15 protein-coding genes are annotated in these 16,892 nt (G+C 44.7%); 14 read left to right on the top strand and 1 reads right to left on the bottom strand.

All coding sequences use genetic code 11. The features are described 5' to 3' along the window. The first annotated feature begins 25 nt into the window (after window positions 1-25). From LZD49_RS33925 to LZD49_RS33900, 6 genes are all read left to right on the top strand, one after another. Complete coding sequence (locus LZD49_RS33925) at window positions 26-673, top strand: hypothetical protein (RefSeq protein ID WP_234672905.1); 648 nt, start codon at window positions 26-28, stop codon at window positions 671-673. A 105-nt stretch (window positions 674-778) separates the two neighbouring features. Continuing rightward, window positions 779-9,175, top strand: a complete 8,397-nt coding sequence (locus LZD49_RS33920) for a neuraminidase-like domain-containing protein (protein WP_234672903.1) — start codon at window positions 779-781, stop codon at window positions 9,173-9,175. A 241-nt stretch (window positions 9,176-9,416) separates the two neighbouring features. Then, on the top strand, window positions 9,417-9,896 hold the full coding sequence (locus LZD49_RS33915; RefSeq protein ID WP_234672901.1) for a hypothetical protein: 480 nt from the start codon (window positions 9,417-9,419) through the stop codon (window positions 9,894-9,896). Window positions 9,897-9,955: 59 nt separating this feature from the next. Then, window positions 9,956-10,144 carry a hypothetical protein gene (locus LZD49_RS33910; RefSeq protein ID WP_234672899.1) on the top strand — a complete coding sequence of 63 codons (189 nt, stop codon included), beginning with the start codon at window positions 9,956-9,958 and terminating at the stop codon, window positions 10,142-10,144. Further along, a complete protein-coding gene (locus LZD49_RS33905) occupies window positions 10,144-11,133 on the top strand; it encodes a transposase (RefSeq protein ID WP_234672896.1) in 990 nt (329 codons plus the stop codon). The genes LZD49_RS33910 and LZD49_RS33905 overlap by 1 nt, the downstream gene beginning before the upstream one ends. Continuing rightward, the gene (locus LZD49_RS33900; RefSeq protein WP_234672895.1) at window positions 11,051-11,443 is read left to right on the top strand and encodes a transposase; all 393 of its coding nucleotides are present in this window, start codon (window positions 11,051-11,053) and stop codon (window positions 11,441-11,443) included. Before LZD49_RS33905 ends, LZD49_RS33900 begins: the two co-directional genes overlap by 83 nt. Before the next feature lie 425 nt (window positions 11,444-11,868). Here LZD49_RS33900 and LZD49_RS33895 read toward each other — a convergent pair whose 3' ends face one another. Further along, window positions 11,869-12,270: a hypothetical protein gene (locus tag LZD49_RS33895; RefSeq protein WP_234672893.1), complete on the bottom strand. Its 402-nt coding sequence runs from the start codon at window positions 12,268-12,270 to the stop codon at window positions 11,869-11,871. Window positions 12,271-12,793: 523 nt separating this feature from the next. Between LZD49_RS33895 and LZD49_RS33890 the strand changes: the two genes are divergently transcribed. The 8 genes from LZD49_RS33890 to LZD49_RS33855 all read left to right on the top strand — a co-directional run bounded on the left by LZD49_RS33890 (window position 12,794) and on the right by LZD49_RS33855 (window position 16,664). Then, window positions 12,794-13,090 (top strand): hypothetical protein, encoded by a 297-nt coding sequence (locus LZD49_RS33890; RefSeq protein ID WP_234672891.1) that lies wholly within the window; start codon window positions 12,794-12,796, stop codon window positions 13,088-13,090. A gap of 8 nt (window positions 13,091-13,098) precedes the next feature. Beyond that, window positions 13,099-13,476, top strand: a complete 378-nt coding sequence (locus LZD49_RS33885) for a hypothetical protein (protein WP_234672889.1) — start codon at window positions 13,099-13,101, stop codon at window positions 13,474-13,476. A 164-nt stretch (window positions 13,477-13,640) separates the two neighbouring features. Then, window positions 13,641-14,399, top strand: coding sequence for a hypothetical protein (locus tag LZD49_RS33880; protein WP_234672887.1), 759 nt, complete (start codon window positions 13,641-13,643; stop codon window positions 14,397-14,399). Window positions 14,400-14,505: 106 nt separating this feature from the next. Continuing rightward, entirely contained in the window at window positions 14,506-14,775 is a 270-nt protein-coding gene (locus LZD49_RS33875; RefSeq protein ID WP_234672885.1) for a helix-turn-helix domain-containing protein, read from the top strand. Further along, on the top strand, window positions 14,772-15,095 hold the full coding sequence (locus LZD49_RS33870) for a hypothetical protein (protein WP_234672883.1): 324 nt from the start codon (window positions 14,772-14,774) through the stop codon (window positions 15,093-15,095). The genes LZD49_RS33875 and LZD49_RS33870 overlap by 4 nt, the downstream gene beginning before the upstream one ends. Further along, window positions 15,082-15,459 (top strand): hypothetical protein, encoded by a 378-nt coding sequence (locus tag LZD49_RS33865; protein ID WP_234672881.1) that lies wholly within the window; start codon window positions 15,082-15,084, stop codon window positions 15,457-15,459. Before LZD49_RS33870 ends, LZD49_RS33865 begins: the two co-directional genes overlap by 14 nt. After that, entirely contained in the window at window positions 15,449-16,147 is a 699-nt protein-coding gene (locus LZD49_RS33860) for a hypothetical protein (RefSeq protein WP_234672878.1), read from the top strand. Before LZD49_RS33865 ends, LZD49_RS33860 begins: the two co-directional genes overlap by 11 nt. Beyond that, window positions 16,140-16,664 carry a hypothetical protein gene (locus LZD49_RS33855; RefSeq protein WP_234672876.1) on the top strand — a complete coding sequence of 175 codons (525 nt, stop codon included), beginning with the start codon at window positions 16,140-16,142 and terminating at the stop codon, window positions 16,662-16,664. Before LZD49_RS33860 ends, LZD49_RS33855 begins: the two co-directional genes overlap by 8 nt. Window positions 16,665-16,892 lie beyond the last annotated feature (228 nt).

Raw genomic sequence — 16,892 nt, 5'->3', positions numbered from 1 at the left:
AAACATCCACAGATCCAATTCCAACATGCAAGACAGCATCAAATCCGCAGTTGATAAAGGAGACCATTGGTCTCTGATCCTGCTCATTATTTGTGTTCTAATCGGAATTTTGATTAGGTCACCTCTTTTCTCGGGCCTTCACAAGACGCAGAATTACAAGCTTATCCTAAATATTTATTGGGGGATACTAGGTTTTTCTGCATTGTATGTAGCGATAATCCTTTTTCGGGATTATAACAAAGACCAGAAAGAAATAGCACTGGACAAAAACAAAACCCAGCTTGAAATTGAGAAAGTAAGAGCATCTCTTGAAAAAGTAAGAGATAACCCGCAAATAGTAAAATCAGATCCCGCATTGAAAGAATTGTTTGACGACGCCTCAAAATCTGTACTCTCACAAAACGTCAAAATGTCTGACTCGCATAGTGACGAAGCAATAGACCATAGTCGGTGTTGGATCAAAACTAATTTCGCATCCCAGCTTGTAAAAACGCCTACTTCTCTAAATCCAAAGGTAATTTCGACCGAAATTCCGGAAAAGATCTACTACGTTATTGATAAGCAGGAAATTGGTCATTTTCATACATTGTTTTTCAAAATCAAACTAGAAAACGGCCTAGAAGGTTGGGTAAGAGACTTTCAACTGGACAAGAATCCAAAATGCTATGATTAACGCCGCAGCAATCAATTAATTAAATACTTCTAAAAACGTCTCGAATCAAACTTCCCCATGCCGGCCACAACCCTAAAACCCATAACCCCAATCAAACAAAATGAAGTGTCCGAAGAGGTCGCAAATCTTCAGCGGGTGCTGCTCGCTTTGCGCACGAAGTTGCCTATCATCCGTCAAATACCACAGAACGAAATTGATGAAAATCGGGCCGGGGAACAAACTTTGACTGCCGTAATGTCCTTTCAAAAGGAGCACCGGATAGAATATCCCGCTGGTTTGGTAGTTGATCAGCCCACTGCCGACCTACTAAACAAGATAGCTAAAGACTTTGGACTGTTTGAGCAGGATGATACTCCCGTTACGCCACCCGTCACTCCGCCCCCAACCTGGACCATCCGTGGCAAAATAACCCTCCCCGACGGAAAACCGGCCGTCAAACTGAACGTATCTGCTATTGACCGGGACTTCCGAAAGGAGCAATCGCTGGGATCGGCCGTGACAGGGCTGGATGGGAAATATGTGATTACTTACAATCCGGCGAAGTTTGAGGATACTTCGGAGAAGTATACGGCCGATGTCTATATCCAGGTAGTGAGTGATAAGAATATACTAGGTGAATCCTCGGTCCATTATAATGTCCCTTCGGAGCTGGTGATCGACTTCCGGCTGGACAAAGCGCCCGTTTATGCTACCAGTGAATTTGAGCGGATTGATCAGGAAATACTGCCCATCATTAAAGATGTTCGTCCGGAAACATTGACAAAAGGAGAAACGGATAAGACGGACGATTTCGGGTTTCTGTCCAATGAAACGGGTATCGCCAGGGAACTGATCGAATTCTGGTCGCAGGCTTATCAAAATATTTCCATGCAAATGGGAATAGACCTTGGGAAAAAGATGACATGGGTTTACTACGCATGGCTGCGCATTCCTTACATTCCCAGGTCCTTTGACCAAATATTACTTCAACCAACCCAGGAACTTGTAAACCAGATCGAATCTGCAATCCGGCAAAATTACATCCCGGAAATCAGAAAGCCGGATCTGGCAATACTGGCAACGGCTATCGAAGAAGCAAGAAACCGGGCTGCCCTACGACAAAGATTTAACAGCGGAGGAACATACCAGGATTACATGCAGATCGCCAGCACGGATTTTCGTTTTCAGCTGGACCTGATGCATGAAATTTGGAACAGTTCCGATTTCCCGCAGGATGCATTTTGGGAACGGACCGGTAAGATCGCGTCGATCAGTGGCAAGCCCAACGAGCTTCGCTTAGCCAAAACCGTCTTCGCCGTAGGCAGTGTGGTGGATTCCAGTGCTACCGTGGGCATTTTGATTTCAAATCACCAGATCAGGGAGCTTAGGGCGCTGACGAAATTTGAAACAGCGGATTGGCGAAGTTTTTTGACAGAGGCTTACCAAAGTTCCGGCAAATCGGCTGTTCCTGAATACATAACAGACGAGAAGGAGGAAGACCGGGTCGATAGTTACGCCATCGAACTTCATACGCGCCTCAAAAACCTTTTTCCGACAGATTATTTCCAAAAAAGTATTCAGGTTGATTCGGCGGCTACTTTTAAGGACGACTGGCAGATATTTTTCAAGAACAATCCACACTTTGAATTTGGCAAGCAGCCGATGAGCCTCATGCTGGTGGGAGACAAAAAATCGCTTAACCTGGACGGCCTGGCAGACAGCAACCGGTTCACGCAACATTTGCTGAGCACGGCCAAACTATTACCGCTTGCCAAAAATGACTACCGGGTGGTGGATTCTCTCCAGAGAATGGGATTTCATTCCGCGTTTCACATTGCCCCTCTGGCTCCCCGTGTGTTTGTCGAGAAGATGATCAAGACGGTCCCGGAAAGCGAGGCGATTGAAATTTTGCAGCAAGCCACTTCCAAGGTAATGGCTACGCTCAATTTTTACGCTAAAATGACGGGAGATAATGACATTGAAACGACCGTAACCGGGTCTTCCACTGCCCCGGACGGAAGCCCGGCAACAATAGATCTTGGCAACGGCGCTAAGGCAACCTGGGCCGAACTTTTCGGGAGCCTGGAAGAGGCCGAATGCGACGAATGCATGTCGATCCTCAGCCCCGCGGCTTACCTGGTCGATCTCCTGCAATACCTCAAAAGCAATGCGGAAGATGTTTATTCAGCACTTTTGAACCGACGTCCCGACCTTGCCTACATTGACCTTACCTGCGACAATACCAACACTACACTGCCTTACATTGACCTGGTCATAGAAATTCTCGAGACTCTGGTTCAGCACAATTCGCTACAGAAGTCTTCTTCCCAAACCACCCTCGCCGCGGAAAGTCTCTCCGTTTTTCCTGAACATGTCGATCCGGATGCCTACGAAGCATTGAAATCGCAGGTGTATCCCGCCAGTCTTCCCTTTAATTTGGAATGGGAGCAGACAAGGCTTTACCTGGGGCACCTAGGTGTTGATAGGTACAAGTTGATCGACCATTATGCACCGGAGAGTCCGGACAAGCAAGTCGCTATCGCTGCGGATTATCTCGGACTTTCGCCGGAGGAGGCAAAGATTATCACGGACGCAGACGCCAATAACTTATATCGGTTTTATGGGTTTGAAAGCGAGAATGTTACCGATAAAGACCTGGGAAATTTTGCATTGCTGGATCGGCCTTTAGCTGGAAGAAATTGGATGCAGGCCATGTCCGAAAATGTGGACCTGTTTCTATTCAAGACGGAAATCTCTTACCGGGATTTACTGACATTGCTGAGCACGCGGTTTGTAAGGACCCTCCCCGGCCAGGATGTGACCATCGAAAATAAACCAGGAACCGAACCTACGACTGCCAAGCTGGATGAACTTCAGCTTATAGGACTGAATCCCTCGCATTGGAACCGTATCTACCGCTTCATCCGGCTTTGGAAGCGGCTCGGCTGGACTATGTATGATCTGGACCGGATGATGTGGGCATTGCCAGAATTAAAGTTCGACATCCACGAGCTGCTTATCATCACTTTCTACAAGATCGAAAAGGTACGTGATCAGCTTTCTCTGAATGTTGAAGAGATGTCGTTTCTGTTGAACGGCGTTGACAACGACCAGGATTACAAGGATTTCTTTGCACCTCATCAACCCACAATACCGACACTGTTTGACAAAACTTACGGGAATGTAGGACTGGGCGCCAAAGTATTTAAGGACCCTGGCCCTGACTTCAATTATGCTAAAATTGCCGCTGATAAAAAATACGTCGCTTCTGTTTGTCAGATCAGCGAAGAGCAGGTTTCTGCGATCGTTGGAAAGGACAAAGCGGGCGACCTGATAGACCTGGCAGCGTGTTACAAAGCGGGGTTACTTTCAAAAGCACTTCAATTTCCCGCGGATGAAATAATAGCGATATGGAATCTTTTTCCGGGTGAACCCGGCTCGGTAGAAATTTTAGGCAACGTTGTCGAGTTTGCAGCCGAATTGCTGTTCTGCGGTTTAACTTTCAAGAAGTTCAATGACATTGTTACTTCAAATTTCTTCGCGGATGAGGAAGAGGTGACAAATTGTTATAGGAACATCCGGCTGCAGGTATTCGATATGGCAGATCATGACCCCAACTCGTCTGAGAACATTATTATAAAACAGCGGGAGAAATCGCTGAAAAAAGTAGTCACGACAAATCTGAATGAGTTATTCTCATTTAAAGAGACTGGCATAAATTCATTGATTTCCGAAGAGCAATGGGCTCTTTTATTTGCCGGGTTCTCCCAAGGAAGTAAAGTGAAGGAGGATATCCTAACTGTGGAGGTTGACAAGGAGTTTAAAAATGCTGTAAATGCATTGCATGGTAAAATAGCCTTTCTAAGATTACGACCCTTCGAACCGGAGCATCTCGTTAGGCTGACCACAGCGAAAGTTTTTAATTTTTCTGGGGATGCGACCATACCAGATTACGATATTGCAGTACCCGCGTTGAAAGAGTGGACCAAAATCCTGAAAATTTTCGACTATTATAATAATGAGCCAAAAAAATGGAACGGTTTCGTAGAAAACCTTTCAACGAACCATGTCGACTCGGAAATTGAAAAAATCCGGGAGGAAAAGTTACTAAAACTATTGGGTGATCATGAATCCGAAAATCTTGGTCTGCTTGTAAAGCTGGCGTCGAACCACACGATCACGGAAAAGGAACTAGCTGCAAATGCAGAAAAAGAAAATGTACGCGCAGTCAAGTCGGCCGCACAGGCTAAATATACAGAAGCGCAATGGTTGAAAGTAGCAAAGCCCATTCAGGACCTGCTTCGGCAAAAACAGCGGGATGCTCTGACCGATTTCGTTCTGTTCAAGCTTGGAAGCATTCTGAAAGCATTGGACAGGAACGAACTTTACGAGCGGCTTCTTATCGACCCCGAGATGCAGCCGATCATGCAAACCTCCCGTATCGTACTGGCAATCAGCAGCGTTCAGCTTTTTATCGAACGGGTGTTAATGGGATTGGAAGAAGACCCGAAGGTCAATCCAGCAGATGGCACAACGCCCGCGAAGCTTCATTTACCTCCGGATGCCTCAGCCCAGTGGAACAAATGGCGGAAGTGGTACCGCGTTTGGGAGGCCAACCGCAAGATATTCCTGTATCCCGAAAACTGGATCGAACCCGAGCTGAGAGATAACAAGACACCGTTTTTCGAAGAGTTCGAAACGCAACTATCCCAGAATGCAGTGACATCGGAGAATGCTGAAAAAGCATTTCAGGATTATTTCAATAAACTGGAATCGGTGGGCAAGCTTGAAATTATTGCCCAGTATCACGAGAAAGCTAACCCGGACGCAAAGGGGACCTTACACGTTTTCGGCAGGACCTATTCCGAACCTCGCCAATATTTTTACAGAAAACAATTATTTGGCGAATGGACCGGCTGGGAAAAGGTCGACCTGGACATCGAAGGCGACGCCATGACGCCGGTGGTCTGGAATGGGGAACTGTATTTGTTCTGGTTTAATTTTATGAAGAAGACTGAGGAAGCTGACAATACAATCCGGATGAGTTCTGTTAAAGGTGAGGGTACAGAACCAGATCAAACACAATTAGCAACCCAAAAGCCAGAAACCTATTTCGAATTAAGGTTGGTTTGGAGCAGATATGAGCAGAGGAAATGGGTGGCCAGAAAAAGATCAAAAGAATATTTGAAACTGCCCATCGGAACTTCAACCAGCGAACTTTTAGAAACACTAACTAAAAAAGAGATCGGGCTCTTTTTGATCGAGGAAGGATCAGCCATCGGGATAAGAACAAAAGGTGTGGGATCATCCCAATTTTCTGTCCAGAAAGCTACTGACGTTTTCAACGATCTGAGCACCGAATATTTTGGCATTGGTTCAGATGAGACAGATCTCCTTTTCGCTATTCCTACATCTTCAACGGGAAATCTTACAACATTTGGGGAGGGTGGATATTGGTTCGGGTCCCCTCCTGATTACATATATGAACTTGTTTATACCAAAGGAGACAAAGCTTTGTCGTTATTAAAAGTTCCAAAAATTTATAATAAAAAAAGGTCTGTCGCCTTAGAGCCTAATTTTCCCTTTACCAAAGACCCTGAAGCCGTTTTCTTTAATGACTCGCAAAATTCAATGCTTCTAAGGCCAAATTTAACTCCTGGCATGACAATTGGATTTGTATTTTATGGCTTCCTCACTGTCAGGACACATTTGTCTCATTTTGATTCGGAAATTTTTTATCACCCTTATTTGATAGATATACGAAAGAGGTTCACCGGGGGATTAGACAATCTCTGGGCCGGCAGCCTTCGCGAAGACTCCCATACTCAAAATCTAAATAAGAGTGCCGAAATTTTGTCTGCATATGAGCATACCAATGGCATTCAGTTTGAGCGAGGTCGAAGTGAGTTTGGCAAGATGGACTTTAGTTACAAAGGTGCTTATTCCATGTACAATTGGGAACTGTTTTTCCACATTCCTATTTCAATCGCCTGTAGGCTCAGCCAAAACCAAAAATTTGATGAAGCCCGGAAATGGTTTCATTACGTGTTTGATCCTACAATAGGAGAAAGCGGGAGCAAGGAACGATTTTGGAGATTTTCACCATTTTTTAAAGAGGCAGAAAGCAGGAACATCACCTTGCAGGACATTATCGATTCCGATACGGAGCAGATTGACAAATGGCAGAACAATCCTTTCCAGCCACATGTCATAGCCAGAATGAGGGTTACGGCGTACATGAAATTCACGGTGATGAAATATTTGGACAATCTGATCAATTGGGCTGATATGCTTTTTCGCAGGGATTCGATGGAGTCTATCAATGAGGCTGCTATGCTGTACATTCTGGCAGCCAAAATTTTAGGACGACGACCTCAACTTATTCCTCCCAGGGCTTACCCGAAAACCCAACGATTTGATTCACTGGTGCTTTCGCATCAACTTGGTCTGGCAGAAGAATTAGCAGCTGCTTCCGCGAGTCCAATAAACTCATCTAACACCTCGTTAGATGGATTTAGTAACGCCCTGGTTGAAATCGGATCATTCGTGTTTCCAAACAAGGGCGCGGGCAAGATGAACTATTTTTGCACGCCCCGAAACCCAAAATTATTAGGGTATTGGGATACTGTTTCGGATCGATTGTATAAGATCAGGAACAGCCTCAATATCGAAGGAATGCTTCGAAAGCTGCCACTTTTTGAGCTTCCGATTGATCCTGCTGGTTTGGTGAAGGACACCAAAATGGGACGGACGTTAGATCAGATCCTGAGTGATACCTCCAACGCCCGGAAAAATCGATATAGATTTCAGGTAATGCTTCAAAAAGCCCAGGAATTTGCGAGTGAAGTAAGATCATTGGGTGGGGCATTGCTGGTTGCCTTTGAAAAAAGAGACTCGGAGGAGTTAGCCTTGCTTAGATCGTCCAATGAGCAGCAGGTTTTAAAGGCTATTTGGGATATAAAAAAGAAACAGGTTGACGAGGCATTATTAAATGTTGAGAGTCTAGGTATGCAACTTGAAAATGTAGAACAAAGAATATCCTATTATTCTGAACTATACAAAAATGAAGAACCAACGCTGATAGCCGAGGAGTCCAATCAATTGTTAAAGCTCGAATCCCAGAAATATTTTTACGACGAAATGATTCTGAATGAAATAATGGCGAGCGTATACGCATTGATTCCCGATATCAAAATTGGCAGTCCGCCAACAATAGGAGGTTCCTATGGTGGATCACATTTATCCAGTGCAATGAAAGGTTCGGTGTCAATTAAGAGTTACCTAAGTCAGAAATTGGGCCTTGAGGCCAGCAAAGAAGGTCTGGTCGGCAGCTATAAAAGAAGAAATAAAGAGTGGAAATTACAACTTGACAGCGCGAAAAAAGAAAAAGAGCAATTAACCATTCAGATACTTGCATCGGAGAATAGGGCTCAAATAGCCGAAAAGGAACTGTCAAACCACGAATTGCAAATAGAACAATCGCAGGCTCTTGTTACATATATGCGGGAAAAATTCTCCAACCAGCAACTCTATCACTGGATGCAGAATGAACTGTCTACTCTCTACTTTCAGTCCTATCAGATGGCATACGAAATGGCGAAACAGGCGGAACAAAGTTATTTCAGAGACCTGAACCTTGAAGCAGGCAGCACGCCCGGGTTTATCAATTATGTTGGCTGGAACAGTCTGAGCGAGGCAATGCTGGTGGGTGAAAAACTTACTTTTGATCTTCGCAGAATGGAAAAATCATTCCTTGAAAAAAATACCAGGGAATACGAACTCACCAAGCATGTTTCCCTAGCCATGTATTTTCCGTTATCGGTTATTAATCTGAGGGTTGCGGGATCATGCAGCTTTCATTTGGATAAGGCGCTTTTCGACCTGGATTTTGTGCACCATCACAAAAGAAGGATCAAATCCATCAGTATCTCAATGCCATGTATCGCGGGACCGTATACGACCATAGGTGCCACGTTGAAAAATGAAAATGGCGACTCTATTGCGACAAGTTCGGCCCAGAATGATAGCGGCGTTTTTGAACTTGCTTTTCGGGACGAAAGATATCTGCCATTTGAAAGGGTCAGCCTGGATGCACCGTCGAAATGGACGTTCCAGATGGGCAATAGTGATGATCGGCAATTTGATTTTAATACAATTTCCGACGTCATCTTACACATTAAGTATACAGCAAAAGAACTAGAAACCGAGCCAACTAATGATGACTATGTCTCCCTGTGGAATTTCAGTAGGTTATTTTCGGTTCGCCACGATTTCCCAAGGGAATGGCAGGAACTCGGTAGCGAAGTAAAGAATTTGAAAATTAATAAAAACCAGCTCCCTTTTCGGATTAAAGACAGTGAAAACTTAAGATTTGCATTGTTCGATTTGTCAGAAGTCCCCAGTAGTTTGGAGTCTGCGACTAACACTCAGGTTGACACAATTACTGGTGACATCACTGTTCCCATCTCAAAAAAAGAAGGTCAGCAAAATCTTTATTTAATTGTTTACTCCTCAGTAAAATAAACGTAAAAATAAAGTACATTAAAACGCACTATCAATTGAACTGGTCATAACCAAGTAACTATCAATCAATACAATAGATTGATAGATACTTACTTTACAAATTTCGTTTTAACCGCCGTGGCTGTTGCACAACTCTATATGATCCAAGATCCAGGCTTCTGATTACTAACAGAATAATTAAGTCTTTATCTAGAATTAAGGTAAATGCCTATATTCAACCCTAAATCCGAATAACGGCAGAATGTACTGGCAAGAAAAAATTGACGATATCGCTTCGCAGTTCGCTGCGACAGATTTTAATAGACACTTCACAGATTGGTTCGAGATTTTGAAGGCCTTAGAAGATCGATTCATAGTTAAGCGAAATTCAAATTTCCACTTTTCCAACTGGTCTGAAACCTTCAAGTCGCCAATTCTCATTCGGACTATAAGTGGGAAAGCCGCCAGGCTTGAAATTGATAGGCTAGATTCAAATTGCAACTACTGGGTGGTTTTGGTACATGGCGATCACCCGACTGCAAATCACGTTGTGTACGACTGCAAGCCAGCAGTGATGGAGGCCCTTATAAAGATAAGTACCGGTTATTTTTACATTGGGGATAAAAAGTATAACTGGCTTGTTCAATTTAAATCGATGGAGAACAACATGGTTTCTCTGGTCAAATCAGGTAAGTCCCACACTCCTTTTGAGAACAGTTTTCATGATAAGTTAGGTGATTAAATTGTAAACAACCTAACAAAACTGCTTCGCATTCATGAGGGAATTTTGTAACCTCAGGAATGCAAGGAAGAAAAAATTACTCCGAAAAGCTGTTCATGAACTTCCAGTTATCCGAGCGGATTCCGAAGGATAATTTTTATCGAAGGCTGAGAGAATCGCTGGATCTGAACTCCATTTACAAAGAAACCAGAGCGCTTTATGGAAGCACTGGAAACCCATCTATTGACCCGATCGTATTTTCAAGCTAATGCTTGTCGGCTACCTAGAAAATATAACGTCTGACCGCAAATTGGTAGATCACTGCTCGATGCGCATGGACATTCTTTACTTTTTGGGCTACGATATTGATGAGCAGTTACCCTGGCATTCGACCATCAGTCGGATCAGACAATTATATCCAGCTACCGTTTTTGAGGCTCTGTTCAATAAGATATTTGCTCTGTGTGTTAATAAGGGTATGGTCAGTGGACATACCCAGGCCATGGATTCGGCTCCCATTAAGGCAAATGCTTCAATGGAAAGCCTTGAATTGAAAAGACCTTTTCAGTCTATTGAAAGGCACTTTGAAGCCGTAGACACTGAAAACCAAAATCAAGCAAGCACTGCTGTAACTTCCACAGTAGGGTTGATCACAGCTCCGCAGCATCATTTGAACCGTGTGAAACATGTCCACGATAAACTGCGTAAAAATCCGGTAGGAGCCAGCGGCGCTTCTCATGAGAAAGCTCAGTTGTTCAGTAATAAAACGCATTATAATCCGCATGATCCGGATGCTCGTATTTCGGTAAAGCCTGGCAAAGCAAGAAAACTTAACTATCACTGCAGTATGGCAGTAGATACGGGCCAGGGCGTAATCAGCCATATCCAAGCCGACTTTGCAGATGGAAGAGATAGTCAGTATCTGCCAGCGATGACTCTACAAGTTCAAAGCCGACTGAAAGCAAATGAGCTTCGCATGACAGAGCTCCTAGCAGATGGAGGATACTCAAATGGTTCTAATTACGAGTTCCTGGAACTGAGAAATGTCACACCATGGATCCCTGTTTTTGGCAAGTATAAACCAGAAAGGGAATGGGTTACCTATGACAGGAAAGAAGATGTTTTTACGTGTACCATGGGGAAGACAATTCCTTTTAAAGGCTTCGATCTAACATTTGACGGGAAGCTTATTAAAAACTACCGGGCTTCAAAAAAAGGATTGCATCCCCTGTGTTCTAAAAGAATCTTATACGCCTAAGTCGCTATTTAAAAGAATATTTACGACAGCTTATGAAGATTATTACCACCGAGCCTATGAAAGACAACTAAGCAGGCGCGGGAAATGGATGAAGCAAGTCCGGCAAAGTACGGTAGAACCGGTCTTTGGAAGCCTGGTCCATCATTATGTATTAAGTAAAATCAATGTCTTAGGGAAAGCCGCGGCACATAGGGTGATGCTGATGGCAGCGACCTGCTTCAATCTCAAAAAGTACCTCAAAACATTTAAAAGAAAATTGACAAATAGTGCAGCAATGGAGGCCATAGCTGACTTAACCAGCGCATTTTGAAGCCCTTAATTGCTTTAATATTAAATTTTTGAAATTATCCGAAGTCAGATCTTATGATTCCTAAAATTCAAATTGATCAGGTTAGTTCCGCAACGGCCACCACCGAATGATTTGACTCATCAATGGCATAGATAAAATCTATGTCATGATCATATGCTAAGGTATTTCCGCATTTTCCAGCGGTTAGGTGGCATCGAAAAGCTTGGGGGAAGATGATAATCGGGCTGATTTGCCAGAGTGTTGCCCACGACAGTGGCCCCGCCGGCGCGGAGCATGCCCGGAAATGGCTGGAAAGGGACACGGCTAAATGCCATGGAGCTGGCCGGGTACCGGCAGCAACTGCGCAGGCAAAGACTCGATACTGGGAAAGACAAAGGTATGAACCCGGGAATGTAACGGGCGCTGTATTTAAAGCAACGCTAACCTTATTTTAGCTGAATGCCGGCATTGCTCATCGAAATTGTAAAATCTCGCTTTGTCGATTTCCCTTGGATTACCCCAATTTGAGTTCGGAATATGGTGCTCCCTTTTTTGATCACCACAGCTTCAAAAATCCCGTCCGAATAAGATTCAATGTCCTCTGCAAAGAAACCAATTCCAATACTATTGTAATATGGAATTGATGGTGATTTTAGTGGATAGTGGTTTATAGAGTCTATAGGAACTAGCGTTCCGTCCTTTTCATAAAAGGCAATGACCTTAACTTCCTCAAATACGGTTTTATCCTCATTGCTAAATACAAAACGGATCATATCTGGATCCCCATCCTCAAAATTGCATGAGCTTGCAAATAGTACTGCCGAAACAATCAAAATCCTACTAGCCATATCATTAGATTTATAATGTGCTTGATAATAAGGCAATTAATTATACGTAAATACAGGCTTTTAACTACATGCCGTCGCCGATGGTATCATTGGTGAACAGATTTTTACGAGTAGGCACAATTCCTTGACCAGTCGTTGCATATTGATACGAAATAAATTTATTAATTGATAGCTCAAATTAGTGTAATTAACATTTAAAAATCCAACCGTATCTGTTCAGCGGCCGCCATTAAAAAGTGTATGGAAGTCAGAAAATACCGGAATTATTTAGAAAACGCATTTTATGTTAAACAACAAAACACAGAGCAAGGGGGCAACGCCCCTCTGGGGAAATTCTTCGATTAGTGCAAGGAGGTGTGACTTTTTTAAAAATTGTTTTTGAGAGGGGCGCAGCACAGATGTGCAACCTTGGTGGGTTTTTCGATATTGCGATCCCTCTCTTTTTCGATATAACTATCTTGTATAGATGATTTTACAACCATTTAGGTCAAATATGGTCTTTGCTTTATTAACCGTTGGCAATATGAAAAAGACCATTCTGATTTATGTGAGCATTCTGATAGCAGCAGATAACTTATCAGGTTGCTCGGACGTAGAGCCTGAAAGAGCTGCTGTTATTACACAAAGGGATTATACAATGTGCGGTGCGTGCGGTGGCTGGTTCGTTCAAATTGATTCGGTCCAGTATCGCGCCGATGTTGTCACACCTTATAACAAGGAATCTACACCTGTTTGGATTCGGTTTAAGAAGGATGAAAGTGACGGACTTAAAGTGTGGGGACGGTGGATCAACATTACTTCAATACGCAATCGAGAATAAAAAAAACGATGAAAAATCTATCAAAAGCCATTTTTTCAGCATCCTTAATGGTCATTTTGTTTCTGGTAACAAACTGCAAAAGCGGTGACCCGGTCCAGGACGTGGATAAGGTATGTGGAGTTGCAGATCCGATAAATAACTTAAAATGGCTGAATGATGAGTTTAAGGCATTTCTCGGCGGGCCTGGTGTAAATGGAATTGTTTTGTATGAATACAATGGAAATCAGGTAATTGAGGTTCAAAATAGCCTTTTCAACTCTACGAACATTCACCAACATTTGTGCAATGGAGTAAAACTCGATTTACAGTCTCCACAGTCAATTAGTGACTATCGTGCCCAGCGAAGAGAGGTAAAAGTTCTATATGGAACCAAGATGTGGCCATAACAGAGTTGACTGTCCGAAGTGTACAGAAAAACGGTCGGGGCCGTTGCACAACTAGCAGGAGATTTCTGGTTCCGCAACGGTCATGCATCCCGACCTATAGCATTTACGGCTAACCGCCCACTTGCGTTTTTCTAAAGTGATATGTAACTTATGGTTAAAAGACCATGCTACACTCCTATTTTAAAATCCGCGATCTTTGGAATTTCAAACCGCATCATTTCGAAATTGGGACGCCAGTCATCCAAAGCGCTTTTCACGACAATCATTTCTTTCTAAAACTGTACAAGCTAGGAGAAAGCCAGTTCCCTGACTTTTACAATTACCATCTTGGGCACTATTTACAAAACTTTCCTGGTGGGGAACAAGATTTTCACCGCTACGTTTCGGATATCGTTTCAACACGGATCGCCCAGTTAAAACTCATAGACCCGTTCTCCCGCAAGGCCCTTCGCGCGAAAGGGCAAATCCAGCAACTCACGACATTCCAAACATTTCTCCACTCAGTTGATCAGTGGAACTCCTCGCAAGCCTTGGAAGCGGTCATTGCAGAAAACAATAAGGCAATTGTTGATCTTAGAAAGCATATCACTGAGCTCGAAAGCCAACTCGAAGCCCTTCGGCATCACGAACCGAGCACTAAAATCGATATCCGCGACAAGCACCTTCCGACTTTCGTTCATCTCATTCATCAATTACAAGACCTAGTCCTGCCTGATGGGCGTAGGCTCTTCAACTTTCAGGGACAGAGCGCCTGGTATAAGCTCGTAAGTAAATATTTCACCCATGATCGCAAACCAATCCCGATTGAGACGGCCCGCAACTATTTCCCCGTCCAGAAAGAAAAGACGAGCAAAGCCATCGACGTACCTAAGGATTTGCAGCTATTTACAATCGTGCTGACCGGTTCAAAGCCAGCTAAGTGATGACCAGCTGCTAAGTTTGGTCATCGGAATCAGCCTCCCCCTGTTCATTTTTGCAAGCAGCCGGCAGACACTATGTCGGAATGTTTCACAATAAACTTGCAGAACAATGAATGTAGAGATGATCACAAGGGAGGATCTGCAAAACCTGAAAACAGAAATCATTGCAGAGCTCAAATCAATCCTTTCGCAGGATAAGCCCACGGATGGCACCTGGCTTAGAAGCGCCCAGGTAAGGAAAATGCTAAGCATTTCACCGGGCACCTTACAGAACCTTCGCATCCAGGGACATCTTCGGTTTACCAAGGTCGGTGGATGCTTCTTTTACAGTCAGCGCGACATCGCTGCCATGCTCACTCAAAACGGCTCGGGGCGATGAAAAGGCTTAGTCATGCAAGTGCTGCCATGGACATAGCGGCACTTGAAGCGGTCAAATCCGACGACCGACTCAACTGCTATCACATCAGCCTTTACACCGCGCTGCTTTACTTCGGTAACGGAACCCAAAAGATCCCGTTTCACGCCAGCCGGCGGAAGTTGATGGGCTTTTCCAGGATCAAATCCGGGGCGACCTACCATAAGTGTTTGCGGGAGCTGGTTAGCTACGGCTACCTGAGCTACGATCCTTCTTTTCACCCGCAACTAGGTAGTCGTATAGTGCTAACCGGAACAACTGCTTTCTCAGATGCTGATCGATGAGAAGCTTCTGATCGAGCTCTTCGAGCAGAAGGACAGAAAACGCAGGGAGGCGTTATTTGAGCTTTTTGCAGGCGAGCTGCTTGCCAGGCTCACGCGGGCCAGGATCGCCGACATGATCAGCGCCAAATTGGGCAGGCCGGGGCTTATCACGGCCGAGGATGTGCGTTACTGCCGGTTTTACTTCAAGGGCAAGAAAACCGCAACTACGCCCAGGCCCGAGCAAAAGCCCAAACCAAAGCCGGATCAATCCCCAGGCGCTGAAAGCAATCAATCCAGCGCTTTCAAAGTAACCGATCCGGATCAAATCAAGCTACAAGACCAATTCAAGTTTGAATCAAAATTCGCTAAGAAAAATGAAACGTGAACTGCATTTTATCGTCCAGGCCAAGGGTGGTGTAGGCAAAAGCCTGCACACCTACCTGAGAGCTCTTTCCCAGGCCGGTAGCTCTTCCCTTTTTGTCGACCTGGACAGCTCTACAAAAACATCATCGAGGCAACTGGCCTTCCTGGGCCACGACCGCTTCGAAGCATTCTCCCTGCTAGACAACCGCGAAAGGCTGATGCGGGACCTTTTCATCGGCTATGTGGAAAGCCTGGCAGATAGCCCCTTTGATAAAGTGTTTATGGATTTCGGAGCGCCAGAAAGTGAACAGTTACCCGCTTTAATCACCCGCGATATCGATTTAAAGGAATGGTGTGACGAGCTGGGCATTAAGGCTATATTCCACATCATCATCGGTGGCGGCGGGGCGTACCTGGCCAGTATTCAGTTTCTGGAAAAGATGAGAGCGGCATTAGGATCGAAATTTGAAATTGTGATCTGGCAGAACCTTTTTGGCTTTGCCCAGTTTCCAGGTTTGTCCCGCGAGCTTGAAGACAACTGCTTTGCGCTATCGCTTGACCTGAGGCGTTTTGGCGACTTTGAGCCTGCATCGCTTTTGGGCGGACAGATACTGGACGGCATCCGCAATGGTTACGCGCTGAAAGATTACCCACCGGGCGCAAGGCTCAGGCTGAAAAAGGAGCTTAAAGAAAATTTCAGCGATGACTAGCCCGGAGCCAAACCGCCTTACCCAGACCAGGGGCAAGTATGCAGCCAAATACGGCCATGAGATCGACGACTGGTCAGCTCTGTTCTTGACTGAAACCCAGGAGCATTTTCAAAATCTGGAAAACAAGGTTCAGAAATCCATTGCAGCCATCGACCGGGCTGCAATGGAGCTGAAAGGCAGGAAACGGTTCTTGCAGTTTCAAGACCGGGCGCAGGCACTCTTCTACGGTTTAGGTGTAAGCGCTCCTTACTCTATTGCAGGGATTGTTGTATCCGTCTTATTTTATGTGTTGATACGTCATGGGCAGCAGTATGTAGAGCGGCAAAGGATTCTGGAAGAGTACCAAAATGCACCCGCTTACAGGCAGATCATGGAGCAGGGAAAGATTATCGAGCAAGATGGCGCGTTGTACCTGCAGCTAGTTCCACTGCCTAAAAAGGGTGAAGTCCAAATCGGCAAGCACTACCTCTATGATTCCCAGGGGAAGCGTGTAATGGTACCGCTCGGCAGCCAGTAAAAGTGTGTTTTCTTGCGAATTCTCGAACAAAAGCGCACAGGTTCTGCTGCTTTCGAACGGATTCAAACACTTTCAAATAATCCCGATTTTATTTAAACGTTTGCAAACGCTTTCAAACAGCTACAAACATGACCGGTGGTTTTCGCCACAGCCAGCTATCGCCGGTACGTCGCAAAATGCGACTCCCCGGCGGGCTGGCCATGGGGAAACCCCCTGGACCCCTGCTAT

It is taken from the genome of Dyadobacter sp. CY261 (assembly GCF_021440085.1).
Taxonomy (GTDB): domain Bacteria; phylum Bacteroidota; class Bacteroidia; order Cytophagales; family Spirosomataceae; genus Dyadobacter.
This window is presented reverse-complemented; position numbering and strand designations above follow the sequence as displayed.

Excerpts from the sequence above, each read along its gene's own strand:
- LZD49_RS33925 (WP_234672905.1), top strand. The coding sequence starts at position 26 with ATGCAAGACAGCATCAAATCCGCAGTTGATAAAGGAGACCATTGGTCT.
- LZD49_RS33915 (WP_234672901.1), top strand. The coding sequence starts at position 9,417 with ATGTACTGGCAAGAAAAAATTGACGATATCGCTTCGCAGTTCGCTGCG.
- LZD49_RS33910 (WP_234672899.1), top strand. The coding sequence starts at position 9,956 with ATGCAAGGAAGAAAAAATTACTCCGAAAAGCTGTTCATGAACTTCCAG.
- LZD49_RS33905 (WP_234672896.1), top strand. The coding sequence starts at position 10,144 with ATGCTTGTCGGCTACCTAGAAAATATAACGTCTGACCGCAAATTGGTA.
- LZD49_RS33895 (WP_234672893.1), bottom strand. The coding sequence starts at position 12,270 with ATGGCTAGTAGGATTTTGATTGTTTCGGCAGTACTATTTGCAAGCTCA.
- LZD49_RS33890 (WP_234672891.1), top strand. The coding sequence starts at position 12,794 with ATGAAAAAGACCATTCTGATTTATGTGAGCATTCTGATAGCAGCAGAT.
- LZD49_RS33885 (WP_234672889.1), top strand. The coding sequence starts at position 13,099 with ATGAAAAATCTATCAAAAGCCATTTTTTCAGCATCCTTAATGGTCATT.
- LZD49_RS33880 (WP_234672887.1), top strand. The coding sequence starts at position 13,641 with ATGCTACACTCCTATTTTAAAATCCGCGATCTTTGGAATTTCAAACCG.
- LZD49_RS33875 (WP_234672885.1), top strand. The coding sequence starts at position 14,506 with ATGAATGTAGAGATGATCACAAGGGAGGATCTGCAAAACCTGAAAACA.
- LZD49_RS33870 (WP_234672883.1), top strand. The coding sequence starts at position 14,772 with ATGAAAAGGCTTAGTCATGCAAGTGCTGCCATGGACATAGCGGCACTT.
- LZD49_RS33865 (WP_234672881.1), top strand. The coding sequence starts at position 15,082 with ATGCTGATCGATGAGAAGCTTCTGATCGAGCTCTTCGAGCAGAAGGAC.
- LZD49_RS33860 (WP_234672878.1), top strand. The coding sequence starts at position 15,449 with ATGAAACGTGAACTGCATTTTATCGTCCAGGCCAAGGGTGGTGTAGGC.
- LZD49_RS33855 (WP_234672876.1), top strand. The coding sequence starts at position 16,140 with ATGACTAGCCCGGAGCCAAACCGCCTTACCCAGACCAGGGGCAAGTAT.